Consider the following 17,786-nt stretch of genomic DNA (forward strand, 5'->3'; position numbering starts at 1 on the left):
CGATATCTCCGGGCTTCTTGATGGCGACCGCCTCGTCGGAACAATCAATGAGACCGACTTACCGGAGCTCGTGCGGTCCGAGGACGCGGCGCTTCACATGGTCAATGGTCCGATCACGGTGTAGGACGGTACCAGCCTGCTTCAAGCACGTCGACTCATGTTCGACGTGATGAGAACGCCGATCTCCGCACGGACCGACTATGGTCTGATCGACGCCGCCGAGCTCATCGCCCGGAAACGGGTCCTCGGGTCCGGTGATCAACTACCAGGACTGATCTCCTGCACCTATTTGGAGGTGGCCGGCTAATTCTTAACCTCCACCAACCGCCCGTCGGACGGGCTCACCCGGGATGGTCGAGCGCGCCGTCGGCATCGATGTAGGAGGAACTTTTACCGACTTGGTGGAGTACGACGGACGGGAGCTCCGTGTCCGGAAGGTCCTGTCGTCCCCCCGGCGGCCCGAACGGGGCTTCACGGAAGCTCTTAAAACCATCGAAGCGAGTCCGAGTATCATCCTCCACGCCACGACTATCGGAACCAACGCGTTTCTGGGTCAGAAGGGACTTGAGTTGCCAGAAGTTGCTCTTGTGACGACACTCGGGTTTCGCGACGCGATCGAGATAGGACGGCAGGTTCGTCCCCAGACCTACTCGTTGTCACCTCAAAAACCAGAACCGCTCGTACCTCGACGACTCAGGTTCGATGTCAAGGAGCGTACCTCACCCGACGGCGAGATTATAGTACCTGTCGACGAGGACGAGCTCCGCCGCATCGCCCGCCGCATCTCGGTCGAGGGCGTCGATGTGGTAGTTATCGCCTTTCTCCACGCCTACGCTAATCCGGCCAACGAGTGCAAGGCGAAAGAGATCTTGGAGGAGGAGCTCGATGATGTCGAGGTAGTATGTTCACACGAGGTATGTAACGAATACCGCGAGTACGAGCGGACTTCGACGACCCTCGTCAACGCGGTCTTACGGCCGATCGTCACGGAGTACGTCGAAAGGACTTGGGACGTCGTCCGCGACGCCGGTGCCTCTGAGTACTTCCTGATGCAGTCGGACGGGTACGCCGTGCCGGCCGAGCTCACCCTCCATACTCCGGCCAAGCTCATCGAGTCGGGTCCCGCCGCCGGAGTCGTCGCAGCCCGATACCTGGGTGAAACACTGGGCAGGGATCGCTTGGTCTCGTTCGACATGGGAGGAACGACGGCCAAGGCCGGTACGGTTGTTGAAGGTCGTTACGAGGTGACTAAGGAGTACGAGGTGGGTGGTGAGGTACACAGGGGTCGTAGGATTCGTGGTTCGGGGTATCCCGTTCTTCATCGCTTCATAGACCTGACGGAGTGTAGCGCCGGCGGCGGTACGATACTTTGGATCGACGAGGCCGGCGCGCTCCGGGTGGGACCGCTGAGCGCCGGAGCCGACCCGGGTCCGGTTTGCTACGGGAAGGGAGGTACGGACCCTACGATAACCGACGCCAACGTCGTCCTGGGACGACTCAACCGACGTGCCCTTCTCGGCGGCGAGATGCCCATCGACGCCGAGGCCGCCGATCGTGCGCTCTCGGAGCTCGCGGACGAGCTCGGGCTCGAGCCGGAGGAAGCCGCGTATCAGGCCCTGTGCCTCGTCGTCGAGGAGATGGCTCGGATCGTGCGTATAGTCACGGTGGAGCGCGGCCACGATCCCCGCGAGTTCTCGATGGTCGCTTTCGGTGGTGCAGGACCATTACACGCGGCGGAGCTGGCCGAGATCTTGGAGGTCGAGGAAGTAATAGTGCCCTTGCACCCTGGCGTGTTCTCGGCGTACGGACTCCTCGCGGCTGAGGTCGCCTGGGAACACGTTACCCCTGTCATGAGGACGCTCGAGGAGCTCGACGATGAGGAGTTGCGCGCGGTCGTGAGGAGCACAGCGGAGAATGCGGCTAAGCGCCTACCGAAGGAGCCGGACGACGTTCGGATCGTGGTGGAAGCGAGGTACCGCGGGCAGGCGCATGAGCTCGAGGTTCAGACGGGGCCGGACGTGACGACAGACGAGCTCGATGAAGCTTTCCACGAGCGGCATCGCGCCGTTCACGGGTTCCAACTCGATGCTCCAGTAGAGATCGTCAACGTCCGCGCCATCGCAGTGATTGAACGGAAACCACCCGAACCGAGTCCGCTCAAGAAAGGTGGGGAAGGGAACCCCGAGCGTGCACTCTCCGGAACCCGGGAGGTGTACTTCAAAGAGGAAGGTTACCTGGAAACTCCTGTGTTCGACAGAAACACCCTGAGAGCTGGTGATATCATCGAAGGACCGGCGGTAATCGAGCAGTACGATTCGACCACTCTCATACCGCCCGGCTGGGAGGCGCGTGTTCACGAGTCAGGCGCTATTCTGCTCCGCCGGATCGAGTGATACGAGAACATCCTGAACGTGCTCTCACACCCTCTCATCCATAACCATCGGATGCGTCGGAGTCCTGGTGGACCCGTGAGGTCATCCCCGCACCGCCGATGGAAACCGTTTCAGTGATGATGATCCTGGGTGAGGTGGTACTGTGCGTGATCTACGGCCACAGGGTGGCCGATGCTGTATCGGAAGTAAGTCAGTCTCTATCCTCGCATTGGCATGGACACGTGCGATCCATGGAGGACTTAGCTGTGAGGATCGTAGAGGAACTCGGGAGATCGCTCGGCTGGGAGTCGGAAGAAGTGCGACGATGGCAGGCGATCGTGCGGACCATCGGTGATCTCGCAAGGAGGGGGACTTATCTGAGCTTCCTTGATATTGTTACGCTCTCCATAACGATTCCGGATGGAGCCGCGGCCGGGATTTGAACCCGGGTAACGGGATATCCGCCGGGACTGTGCCTGGCTGCAGTCCCGCGCCCAGCCAGGCTAGGCTGCCGCGGCGACCATCCGAACCGTGGGGCCTGTCCACCTACCAGTTTTTAAGCCTTACCCTGGTGAGGGTGGCTCAACGCCGGGAGTTCTGTACAAGTATACCTCGGCCCATTGGCCCACGCGAACTCCCCCGCGTACGATCTCGAAGGCACGGACCCTGATCTCGTCGGGCTCGAAGCCGGCAGCTTCGGTGGCGAGCTCAGCCAATTCTTCGCGACTGTACACGCGACCCCGATCGACTTCGAACTTCTCCCCCGCGGGAGCGACGTGTCCGTACCCTCGCTCGGTATGTACGTAGACGACGGCTTCGCGGGCGCGACGGGCGACGGCGCAGCCGACGGCGTTGCAGACATCGTGGTAGGGAACCACTTCGCCGACGCCGGTTAGCTCGCGGAGGGCGGGCGCGAGGGCACCGGCCCAGAGGACGGGACCGTCGTACGTCTCGAACCTCCGAAGCAACTCCCGACGTAGAGTTTCGAGAGTATCCTCGGCTACCTCGTGGGGATCGCCAAGCTCGCGAAGAACGCGACGAGACTTGCATGGATCGCCGTCTGGCTCTGGATCGTGGTACCCGGCGACGACCAGGGCGTCGGTCAAGGTGGGTTCGGAACCGCCGTAGCAGGCCGGGGTGGCAGTGTCGTCTGTGATTCTCTCACCGGTGAGGACGACGTTGCCACCGTACGGGAGAGAGCGGACGTTGGCGGCTCGGACGGCGGTCAGGTACCCGAAGAGCTCGGCACCTTCCTCGATGGCCGGGCGCCCGTCACGGGCCTTTGTAATGTCGATGGTAGCACCACCTACGTCGGCGAGTAGGAAGTCATCGAGACCTGTGAGGTAAGCAGCACCTAGGACGCCGGCAGCTGGTCCTGAGTGAAGGACGTTGACAGGAACGCGGAGAGCCTCTTCGGGGGTCTGGAGTCCACCGTCACCACGAAGCACGCCGTCGACGCGACCAAGGGCTTCGAGAAATCGGCGGGTGATCCGTTTGACGCGGGCGCCGAGTACCGCCGTGGCGACGCGGCGTGGGAAGTTACCGTAAGGTAGGTGGTAGCCGGGGATCGTCTCGACGTAGGCATTTCGGTGAGCTTCGATAATCTTCCGCTCCAGATCCGCGTTACGATGGGAGTACTTCGCGACGACGGCTAGGGCGTAGCCCCTTTCTGGAGGCTCCACAGCGTCTGGGTCTGGTTCCTCGACGACTTCACCTCGATGGTCGACGTAACCGGGAAGAACGTCGGTACGGTCGGCTAAGTCGAGGAGGGGGTCGGGGTCTAGGCCAGGACCGGGGATAAGGACGAGGTGAACGGGGTCGGTACGACCGCGTGTAAGGGCGTTGATCGGAAGGGTGGTGCTAACACGTCGCTCGTCGGCGTCAAGCGTACGGAGAGCGCGGCGGATCGGTTCGAGGAGCTTACCGTCTCGCGGTACCTTGACGCGATCCTCGACTTCTCCATCCTCGAGGACGACGGCGTCAACGTGAGTGCTGCCGGTGTCGAGACCGAGGATGCGCATGCTCAGTCCCCCGGTGACGTCGGGAGTCTCGGTGCGTGACTGTGAGCGTAGTGTGCGTCTGGGCCGGTAGACTAATCATCGATCTGGAGCTGGAACTCCTCCCTGACTGTGCCGTAAGGACCCTCGTAGCGAACTACGAGCCGGTACTTGCCAGGTTCTTCCGGTGTGTGGAACTCAAACTCCACCCAATCGTCGGCCCAAACCTCGGGCTCGCTCAGGTCGATACGACCTAGCTCGGAGTTTTCGGCACCGTTAAGACTGAATTCTAGAGTACCCTCCCACAGAGGACCGCCGCCGCGAAGAGTGAGTAAATAAGGTCGAACGAACACTATTGCTGACGAACCGGCCGGGGCCGAGACTGGTGCGAAGATCTCGAGCGTCAGCGCTACTCCTCGGACGCGTGAGATGACGACGGTCGGAACGTACTTAAAACCCAGTCGAGCCATCATCCTTTCCCACTCCAGCCACGCGTCCTCCTCTGGATCGATGGGAGTCAATCCCCGGCCCCCTTCGACCCCGTTCGGGCGACGGCGCTGGCCCTTGGGCTCCGCCCTGTTTCTCCAAGAAAAAGCCTTGCGGACAGTCAAAGCGATCACAATCCGCGTTTGGTGTACAAATGGCCGCATGATGTTCGCACGGCAGTTCGCCCCACGGTAACTGGTCGTGCCCGCATGACGCTGCGAGAGTTATGGGGAACCCGTTCGGTCGACGGTGGATCTTGATCCGCAGTTGTTCGGCCCTATTCTCAGCGACACCGATGCAGTGTACCGACGGAGCACCCACGTCCGCGCAGCTTCCGAGGCCGATGAGAGGCACTGCGGGCGACGCACGTGCGATATGATCCAGTTCATACCGTGGATGTAGTCCATCACAACCCATCGACGAGGACGGCGAGCTGGACTGGAAGCGTCGAACTTTCGGCACTGGGGCTTCCGTCATCCGCGCGGACTTCCTCATTACCTCTATGGTACCACGGTCTATACCCCGCCGTTCGAAGCCAGCCGTGTTCCGACCTCGAGTATCGAGATCAAGGAGGCCGCCACGAGCTCCGATGGTCCGTTGCGCAGCGCGCTATGTACCCGAAGCTGCTCCCAGCTCGGATGCGTGCCTCTCGAACTCCTGTGGGCCGTGACGCGCGTCCCACGTGGCGACGAACATCAGCCCACGATTCAGAGGGCCCCCGAATCGGCTCAAGATGCGATGGTCGGCCCCGGATCCTCGTCGTGGACGTGCGGATCGGCACCACGAGTTCCGGATCATCCACGTCCACTAGACCGGCAGATCGGTCGGAGAATAGGAGTAAGTGCCTATGTTTCCCTTCCACGGTAGTCCTCACAAGATAGATACTTCGACTGCTAGGACGCGGGATTGGGAGTGTGACGGGATGTAGGAGGTCGAAGCGAGGTTGGCTCGCGGCCCCGGCTATGAGTAACTGGGTACGCACGCCACTCGACGCCTCAGCAATAAGGGACGTCCTCACCTGTCGGTAAGCCGACCTGTCGTCATCGGAATGTGCTTCCGCGGAAGTTACGGCTCCGGAAATTCGGGCGTGCGGGTGGATGGTTGTCATCACTCCACGATCCTGGTCGGCGCCTAGTGACCTTTCGATGCGGGGTGCGGCGCACGAGGTCGGACCGGCGCTTGGACTGAAGGTTAAAGTTCAAGTGAGTTTTAAGTGGCGTAAGCTGTCGCAGCCGCACTGTCGGTGAGGCGGTCATGTCAGCCGATCATCCTCCGAAGTGTCTCGACCGATGACCCTACCTCCTCCCCTCCACCGGCCGGGAGTTCCACACCACCCAAACCTAGCGCCGAGGCACGCTCGATAACCTCGTCCGCGTGTTCCACTCCGATGAGGTTCTGAATCCTCTTGATCCTCGAGTACAGACTCTTCTGAGCACCTTTCTCTTCCCATAGGGGGTCGTACTCCTTCGGCTCTATCTCGATCCATCCCACCCTCACCGTCGCTCCCGAGTTCAGGATGTTCCCAGCAAGCTCCGTCGGCCGTGACAGAACCTGTATAAATTCCGCGGCCCTCTCCACGGTGTCCACGAGTATGTCTGATATCCATTTCTCCATCTGCTTGTCCTCGATTTCTAGGGCGGCGATGACTTCCTCCAGGTGTCCGTTGAGAAGCTCCAGTTCCTCTACGGGGCCGAGCTCGAGGTCCTCCAGAGGCTCGACCAGCTCTTCGAGTGAGAGAATCCTGTTCGCGCACGTGTGGCAGAGGAGTGCGAAGATCGCCCAAACCCGAGCCGGTGATGCGAACCTCGGGACGATGTCCCCGTATTGAATCTCCAGCGACGAGAGCGCCTCGACGATGCATGGATCCGTATCTATCGCCTTGGCCACTAGCTCGGCGGCTTTCCCGAGGTCCTCGTCCTCCAGTAACCCCTCCGTACACGCTATGAGCGCGACTTCTACCATCAATGGACCCGCTACGGTTTCTAAGCAGGGTTTTTCGAGGTACCTGGGTACTGCCGACAGGAAGGCACGGCGTATCTCCAGTAGGTATCCGAGTGCGACGTCCGGTGTTTCTGTAACTTCCTTGAGGGCCACGTGAAGCTCGAACACACCGCTCAACGACCATCGGGTGACTCGCTCCACGGCATCGACTAGCGTATCGGGGTTATCCAGGACCTCTTCTAAAAGGAACCGAATCGGATGAACGTGATGGATTTCTTCCCCCCGAAGTACGCGGACGAGCGGTTCGTCCGAGCCGAGCGTCGAAATCATCACGCACCGAAAGAGCTCGAAGTCCTCGAGCACCTCACAGGGTTCCGATACCGCGGCGTGTAACTTCTCCAGCACCGACGGTTTCGGACGGATCGGGACCTCCCACCACCTCAACCGACATTCCCCGGTACTCCGGTCGACGTATTACAGTTAAGATTACAACAAAGATTACAACAATTAAGTTTACAGGAACGTTCGGTCGGGTGGTCGTGGTCTTAAGAGAGATATCATGTGCGGGGTAGGACGCTGGTACGATCCCTCGACTGGTGAAGTCAGCCTCTGGGGGCAGGCGCCTCCTCATTCCTTCGGCGTCGGGGACGTTCTTCATCCGTGGAGAATCACCTTGAACCGAGCAACCTCTCGAGTAGGTTCAGTAAACTAGACCACTTCTTGTAACCCGAGCTCTCGGGCGAGCTCCCAGAGGGCGGGTTAGATCTGAGCCTTACCACTTCGGACCCATCCCACAAGCGCCTCACGGACCGGTGGAACGAGATTTGGTCCCCTTGTAACCCGTGGGATGAGATAATCCGTCGAAAATCTTTCGGGCTTCACACTACAGTGCCATACACATGGTCTCGTATGCGAGTTCGGGATGGTTGGCTATCCCATAGCAATACTCGCGCATACCGAACGGTGGTTAGGCTCGGAAAGCTTTCAGGACTCTTCCGGTCGTCGACGCGCTCCCTGAACTCGGCGATCAAACCCACTGAGAGCGTCTGCATGGCCGATCTCAAGGCGACGAGTTCCCAGAACTCCGCGAGTGTCCCATCGTCCTTGAATAGACTGGCGGCCAGCCAGGGACACGATATCCCCACCAGAAACCTAGCTCTTCCGAGTCCTTCCACAACTTCCGTGCCACTTAAGCAGCATCCGGGATGAGGCCACGTCTCGCGGGTAGTCTCTCACACGGTCGTCGTCTGAAATCGGATTATCCTCCAGGCACCGTATACGGTCGTGGGAATGGTGACCTCGGAGAGCACCGGTAAGCCGTGCTCCGGACCTACTAGGTCTTCACTCAGACGTTCCCAGCGGCCGGAGATGAGCTCCCACGTGGCGGCTCCGAACGCGGTCAGGTTCATGACGGCTACCACCGTACCGGGAGCCCGCGGTCCCCATAGCGGCCGGGGCAGGACTATAGGACATAAACCGCCAATAGCCCCACTTAGGACGTATACGGAGGCACACTGAGTGGCTTCCACTACATCCAACGCTGCCGCGCCTATATCGACGCTGCGTCGCGTGGTGTAAGGTACGCGGCCGTACTCCCACCCTCATGGCGCGATATCGGTTAAGACCTTCCCTCAGTGATCCGGGGTCCTCGTTTGCAGTCCTCTAAGTGGAGCGTGTGGGTTCACTTCATTCTCCTCTTCCTGAGCTCCTCGATAGAGTCGTTGAGGAGGTCGTCAAGTGCGTCGTCACCCACTAACTCACCCGCTTCCCCCGTATCCAAATCGTACAACCGCTTGACCGCTCCGCTCGCTTCCTCCTCCATGAACTCACGAACACGCTCCACGACCGACTCGTGTACGTCCTCCTGTGGACCCGGTTCCCAGAGTGGGTCGTACTCGCTCGGTTGTATCTCGACTTCGTCCAAACGGATCACGGCACCCGCTCCTGGCATCTTCACCGCCAGCTCCTCCCATCGGGAAAGGGTGTTCGCGAGCTCCAACGCATGTTCCACGCTGTCCACTAGAATCGAGCTCACCCAGCGCAGAACCTCCTCGTCGTCGATCCTCAACCCGCCTACCACTTCGTGAAGTACTTCCCGCACCGAGTACTCTATTTCATCTATCGGCCCTGGTTTGAGCTTTTTCAGCGGTTCCACCAGTTCCTCCGGTGGGACGGCACGGTTCACGCATGTGTGACATAGCAGTGCGAAGGTCACCCAAACTCGAGTCGGCGACGCGAACCTCGGGACCAAGCTCTCGTACCGTACCCCCAACTCCGGAAGGAGCTCTAAAACCCGCTCGTCCACACCCACTCCGTCAGCCACGTACTCGGATGCTTCCTTCAGATCTTCACGTTCCAAGAGTCCTCCCGCGCACGCCATGAGCGCGACTTCTACCGATAGTGGTTCCAGCACGCCCTTCAGACCCGGGTCCTCCAGGTATTTCGTGGTCTTCCGCGCGAAGAACCGCCGTAGCTGAAGTAAATGTAGGAAGACTATTTCCGCAGGATCGACGGTGCTCCTCAGTACCTCCCAGAGCCCAGATACGTCGCTTATCGCACAGTGTATCAGCCGCTTCGCGGTTTCCGCCAGCGTACTCGGGGTATCCAATACCTTTAGGAGAAACCGGACAGGATGTGTCTCCTCGATCCCCTCACCCCTCAGCAGTCTTGCGAGACCCTCACGGGACCCGAGCGTCGAGAGCACTACCCGTCGGAAAATCTCGAAGTCCCCGAGGGCCTCGCAGGGCTTCGGCATCGCCACGTGTAGCTTCTCCAATGCGGATTCTTCCGGTTGGAACGGGTCGTTCCGATCCAACACGGTCCCCCGTAGACCTATGGTAGCACGTTCAGCTTACAAAGCTTCGAAAGCCCCGCCTCCCGAGGCTGAACTCGATCGCCGGAGACACCACCTGGAATCGGAAGAGTGGGAGTACCGGCCTCCAATCGCTGATTAGCGGTTATAGCATCGAAGTCTCGGGACAACTCGGACTTAAGACTGTTGAAACAGATTGAAAGACTTGGGTACGATCTCGGTCCCCAGGACCCGGTTCAGGAGCGGGTCGGAGACCGACTCGGAGCTAAACTCGGGAACCCCTGAACTTTTCCGTCACCTTACGGGTTCCTAATCTAGGGTGATGGGATTAACCTCCGGAAAGTACCGTCACGCCGTGAGAGAGTCACATCGTGGAGTCCAGGACCGCCGGATCATCGAAGGGTTTAACCTCCCGTGGGAGCGGCGTGTATAGGGGTCTCCGAAGTGCTCGGTACCGTACTCCTGGCTACTATCGCTTGGACGATCCAGGACCACGATCAACCCTTCGCCACGTACTGGCAGGAGGTGGATTTTTGGGAAATCCTGGAGCGACACCCGCGCACGCTTGTCGTCGATCCTTACTGCGGTCCCGAGGATAGACCTTGGACCGAGGATGAGCTCCGTGTCCTGCGAGAGCATGGCGTGAAGCCCGTCGCGTACTTGTCGCTCGCCATGGTCGGTGAGCACCAGACGGACTTGTACCATCTCGCGGAGGAAAAGGGGCTCCTCGGTCCGTGGGACCCGTACTGGGAAGGTGACCGTGCGGTTCGGTTCTGGGAGCGTACTTGGCTCGACGTCCTCTGCACTAAGCTCGAAGAACTGCGACATCTAGGTTATGAAGGGGTGTTCATCGACGTTGTGGATCCGTGGACTCTGGACTGGTACGTTAAGTGGTTCTGTCGCGAGACCGGTGAGGACGCGGAGAAACTGCGTGAGCTAACTTACGATGCACTCGAAGAACTCGTTCAGGTGGCACTACACCTCGGCCTCGAAGTCTACGTGAACGCCGGGGGCGCAATCTTCGACCTTGAACTCGCCGAGCTCAAGGAACGTTACGGGTTCAAGGTCGTCGTTGAGGACGTGATCACCGACGACGAAGGTAATCTCGTCCAGGACGACGTATTCCGTGATTACCTGCGCGCCCTCGCACACTTAGGCTCGGGTGCGTACGTGATCGAGTACGACCTGATGGTGACGCCCGAGGTGAACGAGCGGCTCGAAGAACTCTTCGCGGAGACGGAAGTGGAGGCGGTGTACGTGACCTCTCTCGACCACGATCGACTCGGGATCGATATAGTCCCAGTCAAGGCCCCGGTGAACCCGTCGGACACCTCGAGGGAGGAGAAAGTGTCGTACACGCGGGAGAACGAGGAAGGCGTGGAGAAAACCACCATAGAGGAGCTCGTGGAAGAGGGTAAGAAGAGACTGCCGGTGATCCCGATAGTTCTATCGGCGCGTCGACGATGCCTATCACATGAGTAACACCACGGCTCCTTCCACTTCACGAAAAATCCCCCCTCCGAAGCGCGGTACGTCTCGGAACTCGACGGCTTACCAATGTGCCTCGAGGAGACGCGAGATGGGTCGCACTGTGACACGGTCCTGGGGTTCGGGCATGTGGTCGCCGGGGGCTCCGGTCCGTCGGCTCACCGGCTCGTTGTGTTTGGTTCTCGTAGAAAAGGCTACTACCGTGCCCACGTTCCCAGGCGCGCTGTACGTTCTGGACCCACCCAGTGAACCGGGACGACTCCGTGAGGGTCCCGAGCTCACCGACGAAGAGGGAAGATCCGTCGTCCCGTTCGTGGCCCTCGTCGAGCCGCCGCTACGAGAAGTCATCCGGGTCGAAGGGATAACTCTCCAAGTACACCCGGACGCCGCCGTTCACGTGGACCCTGATCAACCGGTCGTACTAACAGGATACGCGTGCGACAATCGCTACACAGTCACCGCCTCCCTTCCGTTTCGCTCCTTCCTCGTAGCACTGGATCACGCCCGCCATGGACCACCTGATCCCTACGAACTTTTCGAGGCTTTTGCGATCCTGTACGATCCGATTCAGGCAGCTGCCTTCACTCTGAACGCCCGTGGTCATGCACTCTTGATCGACGAGCACGGGGTGAACGAACATAGTGTACTCTACACGACCCCGCCGGGTCACCCCGGGCCCGACTGCGTCTCATCCCGGTACGCGCGGCCGAGTGACTTGCAGGGGACTCCGAAGCACGTCACCGGCAACGAGCCACCCATCCTCCCACGCGACAGTTACCTCGATCTACTCGCCAGGACTCAGTTGATCACCGGTGTTCCGGAACTCGGACGCGTCGACTTCCGTATGCTCGAGAGCGTGCACGAGTACGTTAGGCCACTCCTTACCACGATCCACCTAGCACACCATTGGGAAACGAGACAGGTTCACGAAGAAATCGGACGCCTCGTCGCCGATGTTCTCAGGGAACATCTTCACAGAGAAGTCGCCGATGTTCACAAGCGGGCGGTGCGCGCCCTCGGGTCCAGATATCCAACTCCGGCTTACACGCCCGACGCCCGTGTCCGCTGGGCTCGTCAGCTCGCCGGGCTAGCCTGACCGCGTCCTCACGAAGGTGCAGGATTTCGCCCGTCTCGTCGCCCACCATCGGCTCGTTAACCGTCTTTGGACGTTAGCCGATACCGTAACGCTTCTCGGATACGAGAAGTGCGTGGATCTCGTCGAGATGGCATACAGCTACACTGAACACGACCTCCCAGGACACGAGATCGAGAGGCTTCTCCGGCCCTGGATCGACGTACTTCGAGACCCCCACTATCGACGTTTGGAGCGAGGAACCTCACCGCCACCCAAGTTGCGGCTCGTCGAACCCGAGAGGCCCGAGGACTTGCTCGTGTGTTACGATCGTCTGCTGTGATCCGGCTACCGGAGGCTCGGGCCGGATCGTGGGAAGGGGATCTAGAAAACCTTTACCGATAGAGTTCCGATAGAGCTGGTGTGCTCCCGACACCGTCAGGGCCGTCGACGCTCGTGAGCGGTCCCTTGCGACACGTCCGTCCGCCAAACCTGGCTTCCTTAATACCCCCTCCTCATACGGTGCAATGCGAACCATCGTAAGATAGTTGGACATTAGACCGAAATCTCCAGTATTAAACTTCTTCTAAGGCTTTCAGTAAATTCTCCGCCTCAACTGACTTCGTCTTCCCTAACACTCTCTCAATGGCTTTATCCTCGTCTTTGATAGTATAGATGGCACGTCCAGAGACCCGGTTCGACTCTATTAATCCTTCTTTTTTGAGTCTACTTGCTAAGGAATAGATCTTGTGTTTGGTCACGTTATCGTAACCTAACTCACGGAGAACTTTTACGATTTCATCACATGTCATTCCCATATTAAATTCCATACATGCCACACATATAGTCGCTAAGACAGCATCAGTTAATGATAACTTACCGCTTTTTAACGCTTCTTTGACCTCTATTAGTCTCTCATCTTCTGATAAGTGGGTGGCCCCCTATAACTCCAGATTCCGACGCGGAGCCACCTATCCTCGTAATGTCGCTGTGGGATGTTCCATATATAAATCCCGCGGAATGTCTGTTGGCTATTTGTAATGGGTTGGAAAATAACGGGATAAAGTGTGTGATTGTGTGGTCGAACGTTTTCTCGACGGAGTGTAACATCTGCTTACTATTCCATCAAACCTTCATGATGGGGTAGGTTACCGTCAATGTTGTAGGATCGAGGGAAGCTCGGCCCTGCCCAGTCCTGTCATCCCCTAGTGGGTCGACGTTACAACCCTTCCCCATCGCCGGCGGATACGTATACTCGCGTAGATAGAGTTTAATCGATTCCACCCATCGTTTCGTCCGTCGTAACGGCGGGGGAGGGGGAGGGTTCGGTGCGTTGTACGCGTTGCGGCGAGCGGAGCGCCGAGTACAAGCGTCCGTACGCGGGTGACGCGGTCTGCGGTCGGTGTTTGATTGGACTGGTTCGGGATAGGGTGTTCCGCGAGATCAGACGGTGGAAGTGGTTCCGACCGGGACAGCGGATCGTAGTGGCCCTTTCTGGTGGTAAGGACAGTTCCCTAGCCCTGCGGCTCGTGACTGAGTACGTGGAACCGTTGCCGGACATCGAGGTGATCGCGTTAACGGTGGATGAGGGAATCCCGAAGTTCCGGGAAGCGTGTATATGGGCGGCGGAGCGGGTCGCAGACGAGCTCGAGGTGGAGCACGAGGTTGTCTCGTTCGAGGAGGAGTACGGGTTCGCGCTGGAGGAGGTCGTGGAAGATGTGGACGTACCCGCGTGCACGTTGTGTGGCGTCCTGCGGCGACGATTGCTGAACAGGCGGGCTCGGGAATTAGGGGCGGATGTCGTGGTGACAGGTCACAACCTGGACGACGAGGCGCAGGCAGCCCTGATGAACTTCGTGAAGGCCGACCTGGCGCAGCTGGCGCGGTTACACCCGGAGGTGAGGCCGGAGGACGGCCTGATCGTGCCTCGGGTGAAGCCGCTGCGAAGAGTGCCGGAGCGTGAGGTGCGATGGGTGGCGGAGGAACTCGGTCTACCGTTCCACGCCGACCCGTGCCCGTACGCGCACTCCTCGGTGCGATCGTTTTTCAGGGAAATACTCGACGAGATGGAAGAGAGAATACCGGACGTGAAGTTCGGGTTGGTGCGGGCGTTGGACAGGGCTGGTCCGGTATTGGCTGAGGAGTTTCTGGAGGATAGACTCGGGCGTTGCGAGCGATGTGGCGAGCCGGCAGCTGGAGATATCTGCAAGGCGTGTGAACTGCTAGAACGAGTTGGGTTAGTCTGATAACGCTAGCTCGATGCTCTCGATCAGGTCGCGCTCGAGACGGCGGTGGGTTCGGAAATGACGGTTGGGGTCCTGAACGACGGTGTACCACCAGTAGAGGCCGAAAATGCCGGCTGTTAGTATGGTGAGCACGGAGTACAGGAAGGTATTGCGGCGGGGTACAACGTAGAACGTCTCGAGCTCAAACGGTGGCTCGTACGGGTTCATGTCGAGTAGATGTGCGATACTCTCGAGGAAATCCCGCTCTCGGACCGAGTGTTCGTGGAAGTCTCTGTTCAGGAAGTGGTAGATGTAGAGAGCCACGAGCCACCCTATGGGCGGGACTAGGGTGAGGAGTGCGTAGATCACGGGGTTCCGGTGCTCGGTGCGGAGACGCATCTCCTCGAGTTCTGATCTCAGGATATCGACGTCGTACCCCACTCCGGCGAGGAGCTCCGTGAGGTATCGTAGGAACCCCATGGACCTCATCAAGTGCTCGTTCCTACGCTTGATCATGAGGTACACCATGTATACGGCAATCGGGTACCCGACGAGCATCTCAAAGAAGCCCAAGACGGCCAGGAACGCCCCGACAGCGTATCCTTGGAACGTTATAGCTACTACGATAGTGGACAATCCCAGAAACGTGAGTACCTGCGGGAAGAAAGCGAACCACACCGGTACTATCCTGTCCTCTTCGCCGTAAACCGTGCTGTGTCCTCGGAGACCCTGGAGCGCTATCTCTGGGTCCACGGTTCATTCCCCGACCCCGTTCTCGTCATTACCATCATAACGCTTCCGAAGACCCCCGACTAAGCGGGCTCGGGTCAGCGGGGCGGATTCCCGGTCGACCTCCCGGCGTACGTCCTCCCACTCGGGTTTCGCGTGATGCACGTCCTCGAACCGCGAGACCTTGACGCGGATCCCGTCGACGTCCACGACCCTCCGGTCGGCCGTGACGCGCGTGCACCGGTACACGCGGGCTCCTAACGTACCCGTCCAACGGAAGAGCTCCCGGAAGACTTCTCGTTCGATCCCTGGCCGATCCTCCGTCACGACTCGGATCACGAACCTCGGACGCCCTTTCTTCCCGAACCCGTGGAGGATCTCCACGTCACGCACACCTTCGAGCTGTAGCACGGCCTCGATCAGCTCACCGACCGCTTCCCCGTCGACGTCGTCCACGGAAGTTTCGACGATCCGAACGTGCTCGTCGGATCCCCCGGGCTCGCAGATGAGCGCCCGGAGGACGTTCGGACGGTCTGGTAAGTCCCTGGCACCGGCCCCGAACCCCTGTCGCTTCACCATGTAAGGAGGTGACGGATCCGGGAGGAGCTCGTCGATCGTTCTGAGTAGAGCGGCGCCCGTGGGTGTGAGGAGCTCCCCCTCCCCCTCCCGGACTATCCCCACGTCCCATCCGGACAGTACTTCGACAACCGCCGGAGCTGGGACGGGAAGACGGCCGTGCTCCGCTTCTACAGTTCCGGAACCCACGTTCGGGGGGAGGACCTCGGAGGCTTTGGGATTAAGATCCTCGAGGAGCGCGGCCGTCCCGACGAGGTCCACGACGGTGTCGGACGAGCCGAGCTCATGAAGATGGTAGAGGTCACCGTGAACGCGTTCTTCGGCCCTCAGCAGGTACTTCAGGGCGAGTTCAGGAAGCTCGCGCCAGCGATCCTCGAGTACGTTCTCGGCGACCGTTTTCACGGATTCTCGGAGCTCGTCCGGATCGCGGAGATCTCCCTCAGCATCGACCTCCACCCTGACGGCGCGGACTCCGCGCTTCCGGATCTCGTGGACGTGCACGTCGACCTCGTGGCCTAGGGAGGAGACCTCGTGCACGACCTCCTCGAGACGGTTCGGGTCCGCGCCGACGGCGATCAGAGCTCCCAGGACCATGTCCCCTGAGGCACCGGCCACCTGCGGGTCGAGTGTGAGGATCACCGGGAACACCCCGCGCCGCAGATCATAACGTTGTAAACCGCTCGGTAACCTATCACGGTGGGGGTATCCGGAGTGAAAGAGGTGCGCCTCTTTGTGGATCCTGAAAACGTAGGACGCGTCATGAACGCGATGGCGGACGTCGGTGTGACGGGTTTCTACGCGATCGAATACCGGGGTGTGGCCCCGGATCGATGGGCCGGTTTCGAGATCCGTGAGGATCCCGAGGGTGCGATCAAAGCGCTAAACGACCTGTCGGAGCGGGCGGTGATGATCGTGACGGTGGTCCCGGAGGAGTGCGTCGAGAAGTTGAAGGACGCCGTCGCGGAGCGCCTGGCGGGTGAGCGATACACGACGATAGTAACCGACGTGGAGGAGATCCACGTGGAGGGGCGTTAGTGGAACGCACGCTTCACGGCATCGACGACACGTTTCGCCTTCCAAATGGCTCCTCTCGCCTTGACCACGCAGGTCCCCACGACCTCGCCTTCCTCGGCCGCACACCTCGCCTCCACAAGGCCCTTGAATGGTACTTCCCAGTGCTCTAGGATCTCGGCGAGTGCACCGCGGACCGCGTGACAAATCGGTTCCTTGAACGGCATTCCCGCGCACTCCAGGCACTTTTCGACGATGAACCTGTCACCTTCGAGGGAGTACGAAGATCCGCTTATCCCTTCGACGTACCCGATGAGCTCGTCTGGGTCTTCTGGATCTAACGCGTTGATGAACGCGCGGGCGTACAACCGACCCGCACGGAAGAACATGGGTCGGGGCTACGTCGCCGAGGGCGCACCTCAGGAGACCCTCAGAGACTATCTTGAACGCCGCAACCTCGACGGCGTCACGACCGTCGGCGCTCATGACGATCTCGATGTCCTCCGCCGTCATCTGGTCGACTTCGGTATAGAAACCACCGACCTCACCCCGCTCGCCTAGGATGAACTCGCATCGCCTGTCGCCTCGCACGCCACTTGCGCTACGGACACTACTTCACCCAATTCGTGTTCCGCCGCCCGTGAGATGAAGCCCCGTAGGAAGTTGCAGACCGCTCCCTCGGCGTTCACGTATCCGAGGCATTCTGGGCAGCTTTCGATGGCCACGTAATCTCGGTCCAAGTCGTAGTCCGCTCCGGTAAGCTCACAGAAGATGTGGAGGGCGTTCTCGAGTGTTTCAGCACCGAAGGAGCCTGCGAGCATCCTACCAGCTCTGAACACAGAGGCGCAGCTCCGTTCGCCCCCGAGCGAGTAGAGGGCCATCATCACCATCTTATTCGTCGCCAGAAGCTCCTCCGCGGTGAACACCGAGCCGGCCTCCTCCGCACGTTCCCGCAAACTCTCTGGACTGAATCCGTCGTCTATCATGCTGCGAGTATCCCCCCTGTGTGCCGCGGCGCGATCCCTCTGAAACGGTGAAATTTCCACCGAGCCGGACCGACCGCGCGACAGCTGTGAG

Annotated in this window: 16 protein-coding genes and 1 tRNA gene; 6 read left to right on the forward strand and 11 right to left on the reverse strand. The window is 59.9% G+C overall.

Annotated features, from left to right (window positions below):
• The first annotated feature begins 350 nt into the window (after positions 1-350).
• The gene (locus tag BW921_RS07165; protein WP_148689167.1) at positions 351-2,393 is read left to right on the forward strand and encodes a hydantoinase/oxoprolinase family protein; all 2,043 of its coding nucleotides are present in this window, start codon (positions 351-353) and stop codon (positions 2,391-2,393) included.
• Between the two features lie 400 nt (positions 2,394-2,793).
• Here BW921_RS07165 and BW921_RS07170 read toward each other — a convergent pair.
• The 7 genes from BW921_RS07170 to BW921_RS07195 form a co-directional block, all read right to left on the reverse strand.
• Positions 2,794-2,890, reverse strand: a tRNA-Cys gene (locus BW921_RS07170).
• Positions 2,891-2,935: 45 nt separating this feature from the next.
• On the reverse strand, positions 2,936-4,393 hold the full coding sequence (locus BW921_RS07175; RefSeq protein ID WP_148689168.1) for a hydantoinase/oxoprolinase family protein: 1,458 nt from the start codon (positions 4,391-4,393) through the stop codon (positions 2,936-2,938).
• Positions 4,394-4,464: 71 nt separating this feature from the next.
• Entirely contained in the window at positions 4,465-4,890 is a 426-nt protein-coding gene (locus BW921_RS07180; RefSeq protein WP_148689169.1) for a hypothetical protein, read from the reverse strand.
• 1,222 nt (positions 4,891-6,112) lie between these two features.
• Positions 6,113-7,240, reverse strand: coding sequence for a hypothetical protein (locus tag BW921_RS07185; protein ID WP_148689170.1), 1,128 nt, complete (start codon positions 7,238-7,240; stop codon positions 6,113-6,115).
• Between the two features lie 434 nt (positions 7,241-7,674).
• Positions 7,675-7,971, reverse strand: coding sequence for a hypothetical protein (locus BW921_RS07190; RefSeq protein ID WP_148689171.1), 297 nt, complete (start codon positions 7,969-7,971; stop codon positions 7,675-7,677).
• A gap of 57 nt (positions 7,972-8,028) precedes the next feature.
• The gene (locus BW921_RS07840; RefSeq protein ID WP_168168849.1) at positions 8,029-8,205 is read right to left on the reverse strand and encodes a hypothetical protein; all 177 of its coding nucleotides are present in this window, start codon (positions 8,203-8,205) and stop codon (positions 8,029-8,031) included.
• 272 nt (positions 8,206-8,477) lie between these two features.
• Complete coding sequence (locus tag BW921_RS07195) at positions 8,478-9,611, reverse strand: hypothetical protein (RefSeq protein WP_148689172.1); 1,134 nt, start codon at positions 9,609-9,611, stop codon at positions 8,478-8,480.
• Positions 9,612-10,022: 411 nt separating this feature from the next.
• On the opposite strand from BW921_RS07195, the gene BW921_RS07200 reads away from it, so the two are divergent.
• The 4 genes from BW921_RS07200 (at position 10,023) to BW921_RS07215 (ending at position 14,414) form a co-directional block, all read left to right on the forward strand.
• Positions 10,023-11,090, forward strand: a complete 1,068-nt coding sequence (locus tag BW921_RS07200) for an endo alpha-1,4 polygalactosaminidase (RefSeq protein ID WP_236953743.1) — start codon at positions 10,023-10,025, stop codon at positions 11,088-11,090.
• Between the two features lie 133 nt (positions 11,091-11,223).
• Entirely contained in the window at positions 11,224-12,192 is a 969-nt protein-coding gene (locus tag BW921_RS07205) for a hypothetical protein (RefSeq protein WP_168168850.1), read from the forward strand.
• Positions 12,193-12,208: 16 nt separating this feature from the next.
• Positions 12,209-12,511 carry a hypothetical protein gene (locus tag BW921_RS07210; protein ID WP_148689174.1) on the forward strand — a complete coding sequence of 101 codons (303 nt, stop codon included), beginning with the start codon at positions 12,209-12,211 and terminating at the stop codon, positions 12,509-12,511.
• A gap of 985 nt (positions 12,512-13,496) precedes the next feature.
• Positions 13,497-14,414, forward strand: a complete 918-nt coding sequence (locus BW921_RS07215) for a TIGR00269 family protein (RefSeq protein WP_168168851.1) — start codon at positions 13,497-13,499, stop codon at positions 14,412-14,414.
• Here BW921_RS07215 and BW921_RS07220 read toward each other — a convergent pair.
• Positions 14,406-15,146 carry a DUF4234 domain-containing protein gene (locus BW921_RS07220; RefSeq protein ID WP_148689176.1) on the reverse strand — a complete coding sequence of 247 codons (741 nt, stop codon included), beginning with the start codon at positions 15,144-15,146 and terminating at the stop codon, positions 14,406-14,408. The two genes, BW921_RS07215 and BW921_RS07220, sit on opposite strands and share 9 nt — an antisense overlap.
• 3 nt (positions 15,147-15,149) lie before the next feature.
• Positions 15,150-16,337 (reverse strand): nickel pincer cofactor biosynthesis protein LarC, encoded by a 1,188-nt coding sequence (gene larC, locus BW921_RS07225; protein ID WP_148689177.1) that lies wholly within the window; start codon positions 16,335-16,337, stop codon positions 15,150-15,152.
• A gap of 72 nt (positions 16,338-16,409) precedes the next feature.
• Here larC and BW921_RS07230 point away from each other — a divergent pair, with 72 nt between their 5' ends.
• On the forward strand, positions 16,410-16,733 hold the full coding sequence (locus BW921_RS07230) for an MJ1244 family protein (protein ID WP_148689178.1): 324 nt from the start codon (positions 16,410-16,412) through the stop codon (positions 16,731-16,733).
• Here the strand turns inward: BW921_RS07230 and BW921_RS07235 are convergent.
• Both BW921_RS07235 and BW921_RS07245 read right to left on the reverse strand, forming a co-directional pair.
• Positions 16,730-17,077 (reverse strand): hypothetical protein, encoded by a 348-nt coding sequence (locus tag BW921_RS07235; RefSeq protein ID WP_148689179.1) that lies wholly within the window; start codon positions 17,075-17,077, stop codon positions 16,730-16,732. The genes BW921_RS07230 and BW921_RS07235 overlap by 4 nt on opposite strands.
• A 189-nt stretch (positions 17,078-17,266) precedes the next feature.
• Positions 17,267-17,695 carry a V4R domain-containing protein gene (locus BW921_RS07245; protein ID WP_148689181.1) on the reverse strand — a complete coding sequence of 143 codons (429 nt, stop codon included), beginning with the start codon at positions 17,693-17,695 and terminating at the stop codon, positions 17,267-17,269.
• Between the last annotated feature and the right edge of the window lie 91 nt (positions 17,696-17,786).

Source organism: Methanopyrus sp. SNP6 (assembly GCF_002201895.1).
In the GTDB taxonomy this organism is placed as follows: domain Archaea; phylum JAADCQ01; class Methanopyri; order Methanopyrales; family Methanopyraceae; genus Methanopyrus.

Bases quoted from the DNA above. Each gene is read 5' to 3' on its own strand.
- BW921_RS07165 (WP_148689167.1), top strand. From the start codon at position 351: ATGGTCGAGCGCGCCGTCGGCATCGATGTAGGAGGAACTTTTACCGAC.
- BW921_RS07175 (WP_148689168.1), bottom strand. From the start codon at position 4,393: ATGCGCATCCTCGGTCTCGACACCGGCAGCACTCACGTTGACGCCGTC.
- BW921_RS07840 (WP_168168849.1), bottom strand. From the start codon at position 8,205: ATGAACCTGACCGCGTTCGGAGCCGCCACGTGGGAGCTCATCTCCGGC.
- BW921_RS07205 (WP_168168850.1), top strand. From the start codon at position 11,224: ATGTGGTCGCCGGGGGCTCCGGTCCGTCGGCTCACCGGCTCGTTGTGT.
- BW921_RS07245 (WP_148689181.1), bottom strand. From the start codon at position 17,695: ATGATAGACGACGGATTCAGTCCAGAGAGTTTGCGGGAACGTGCGGAG.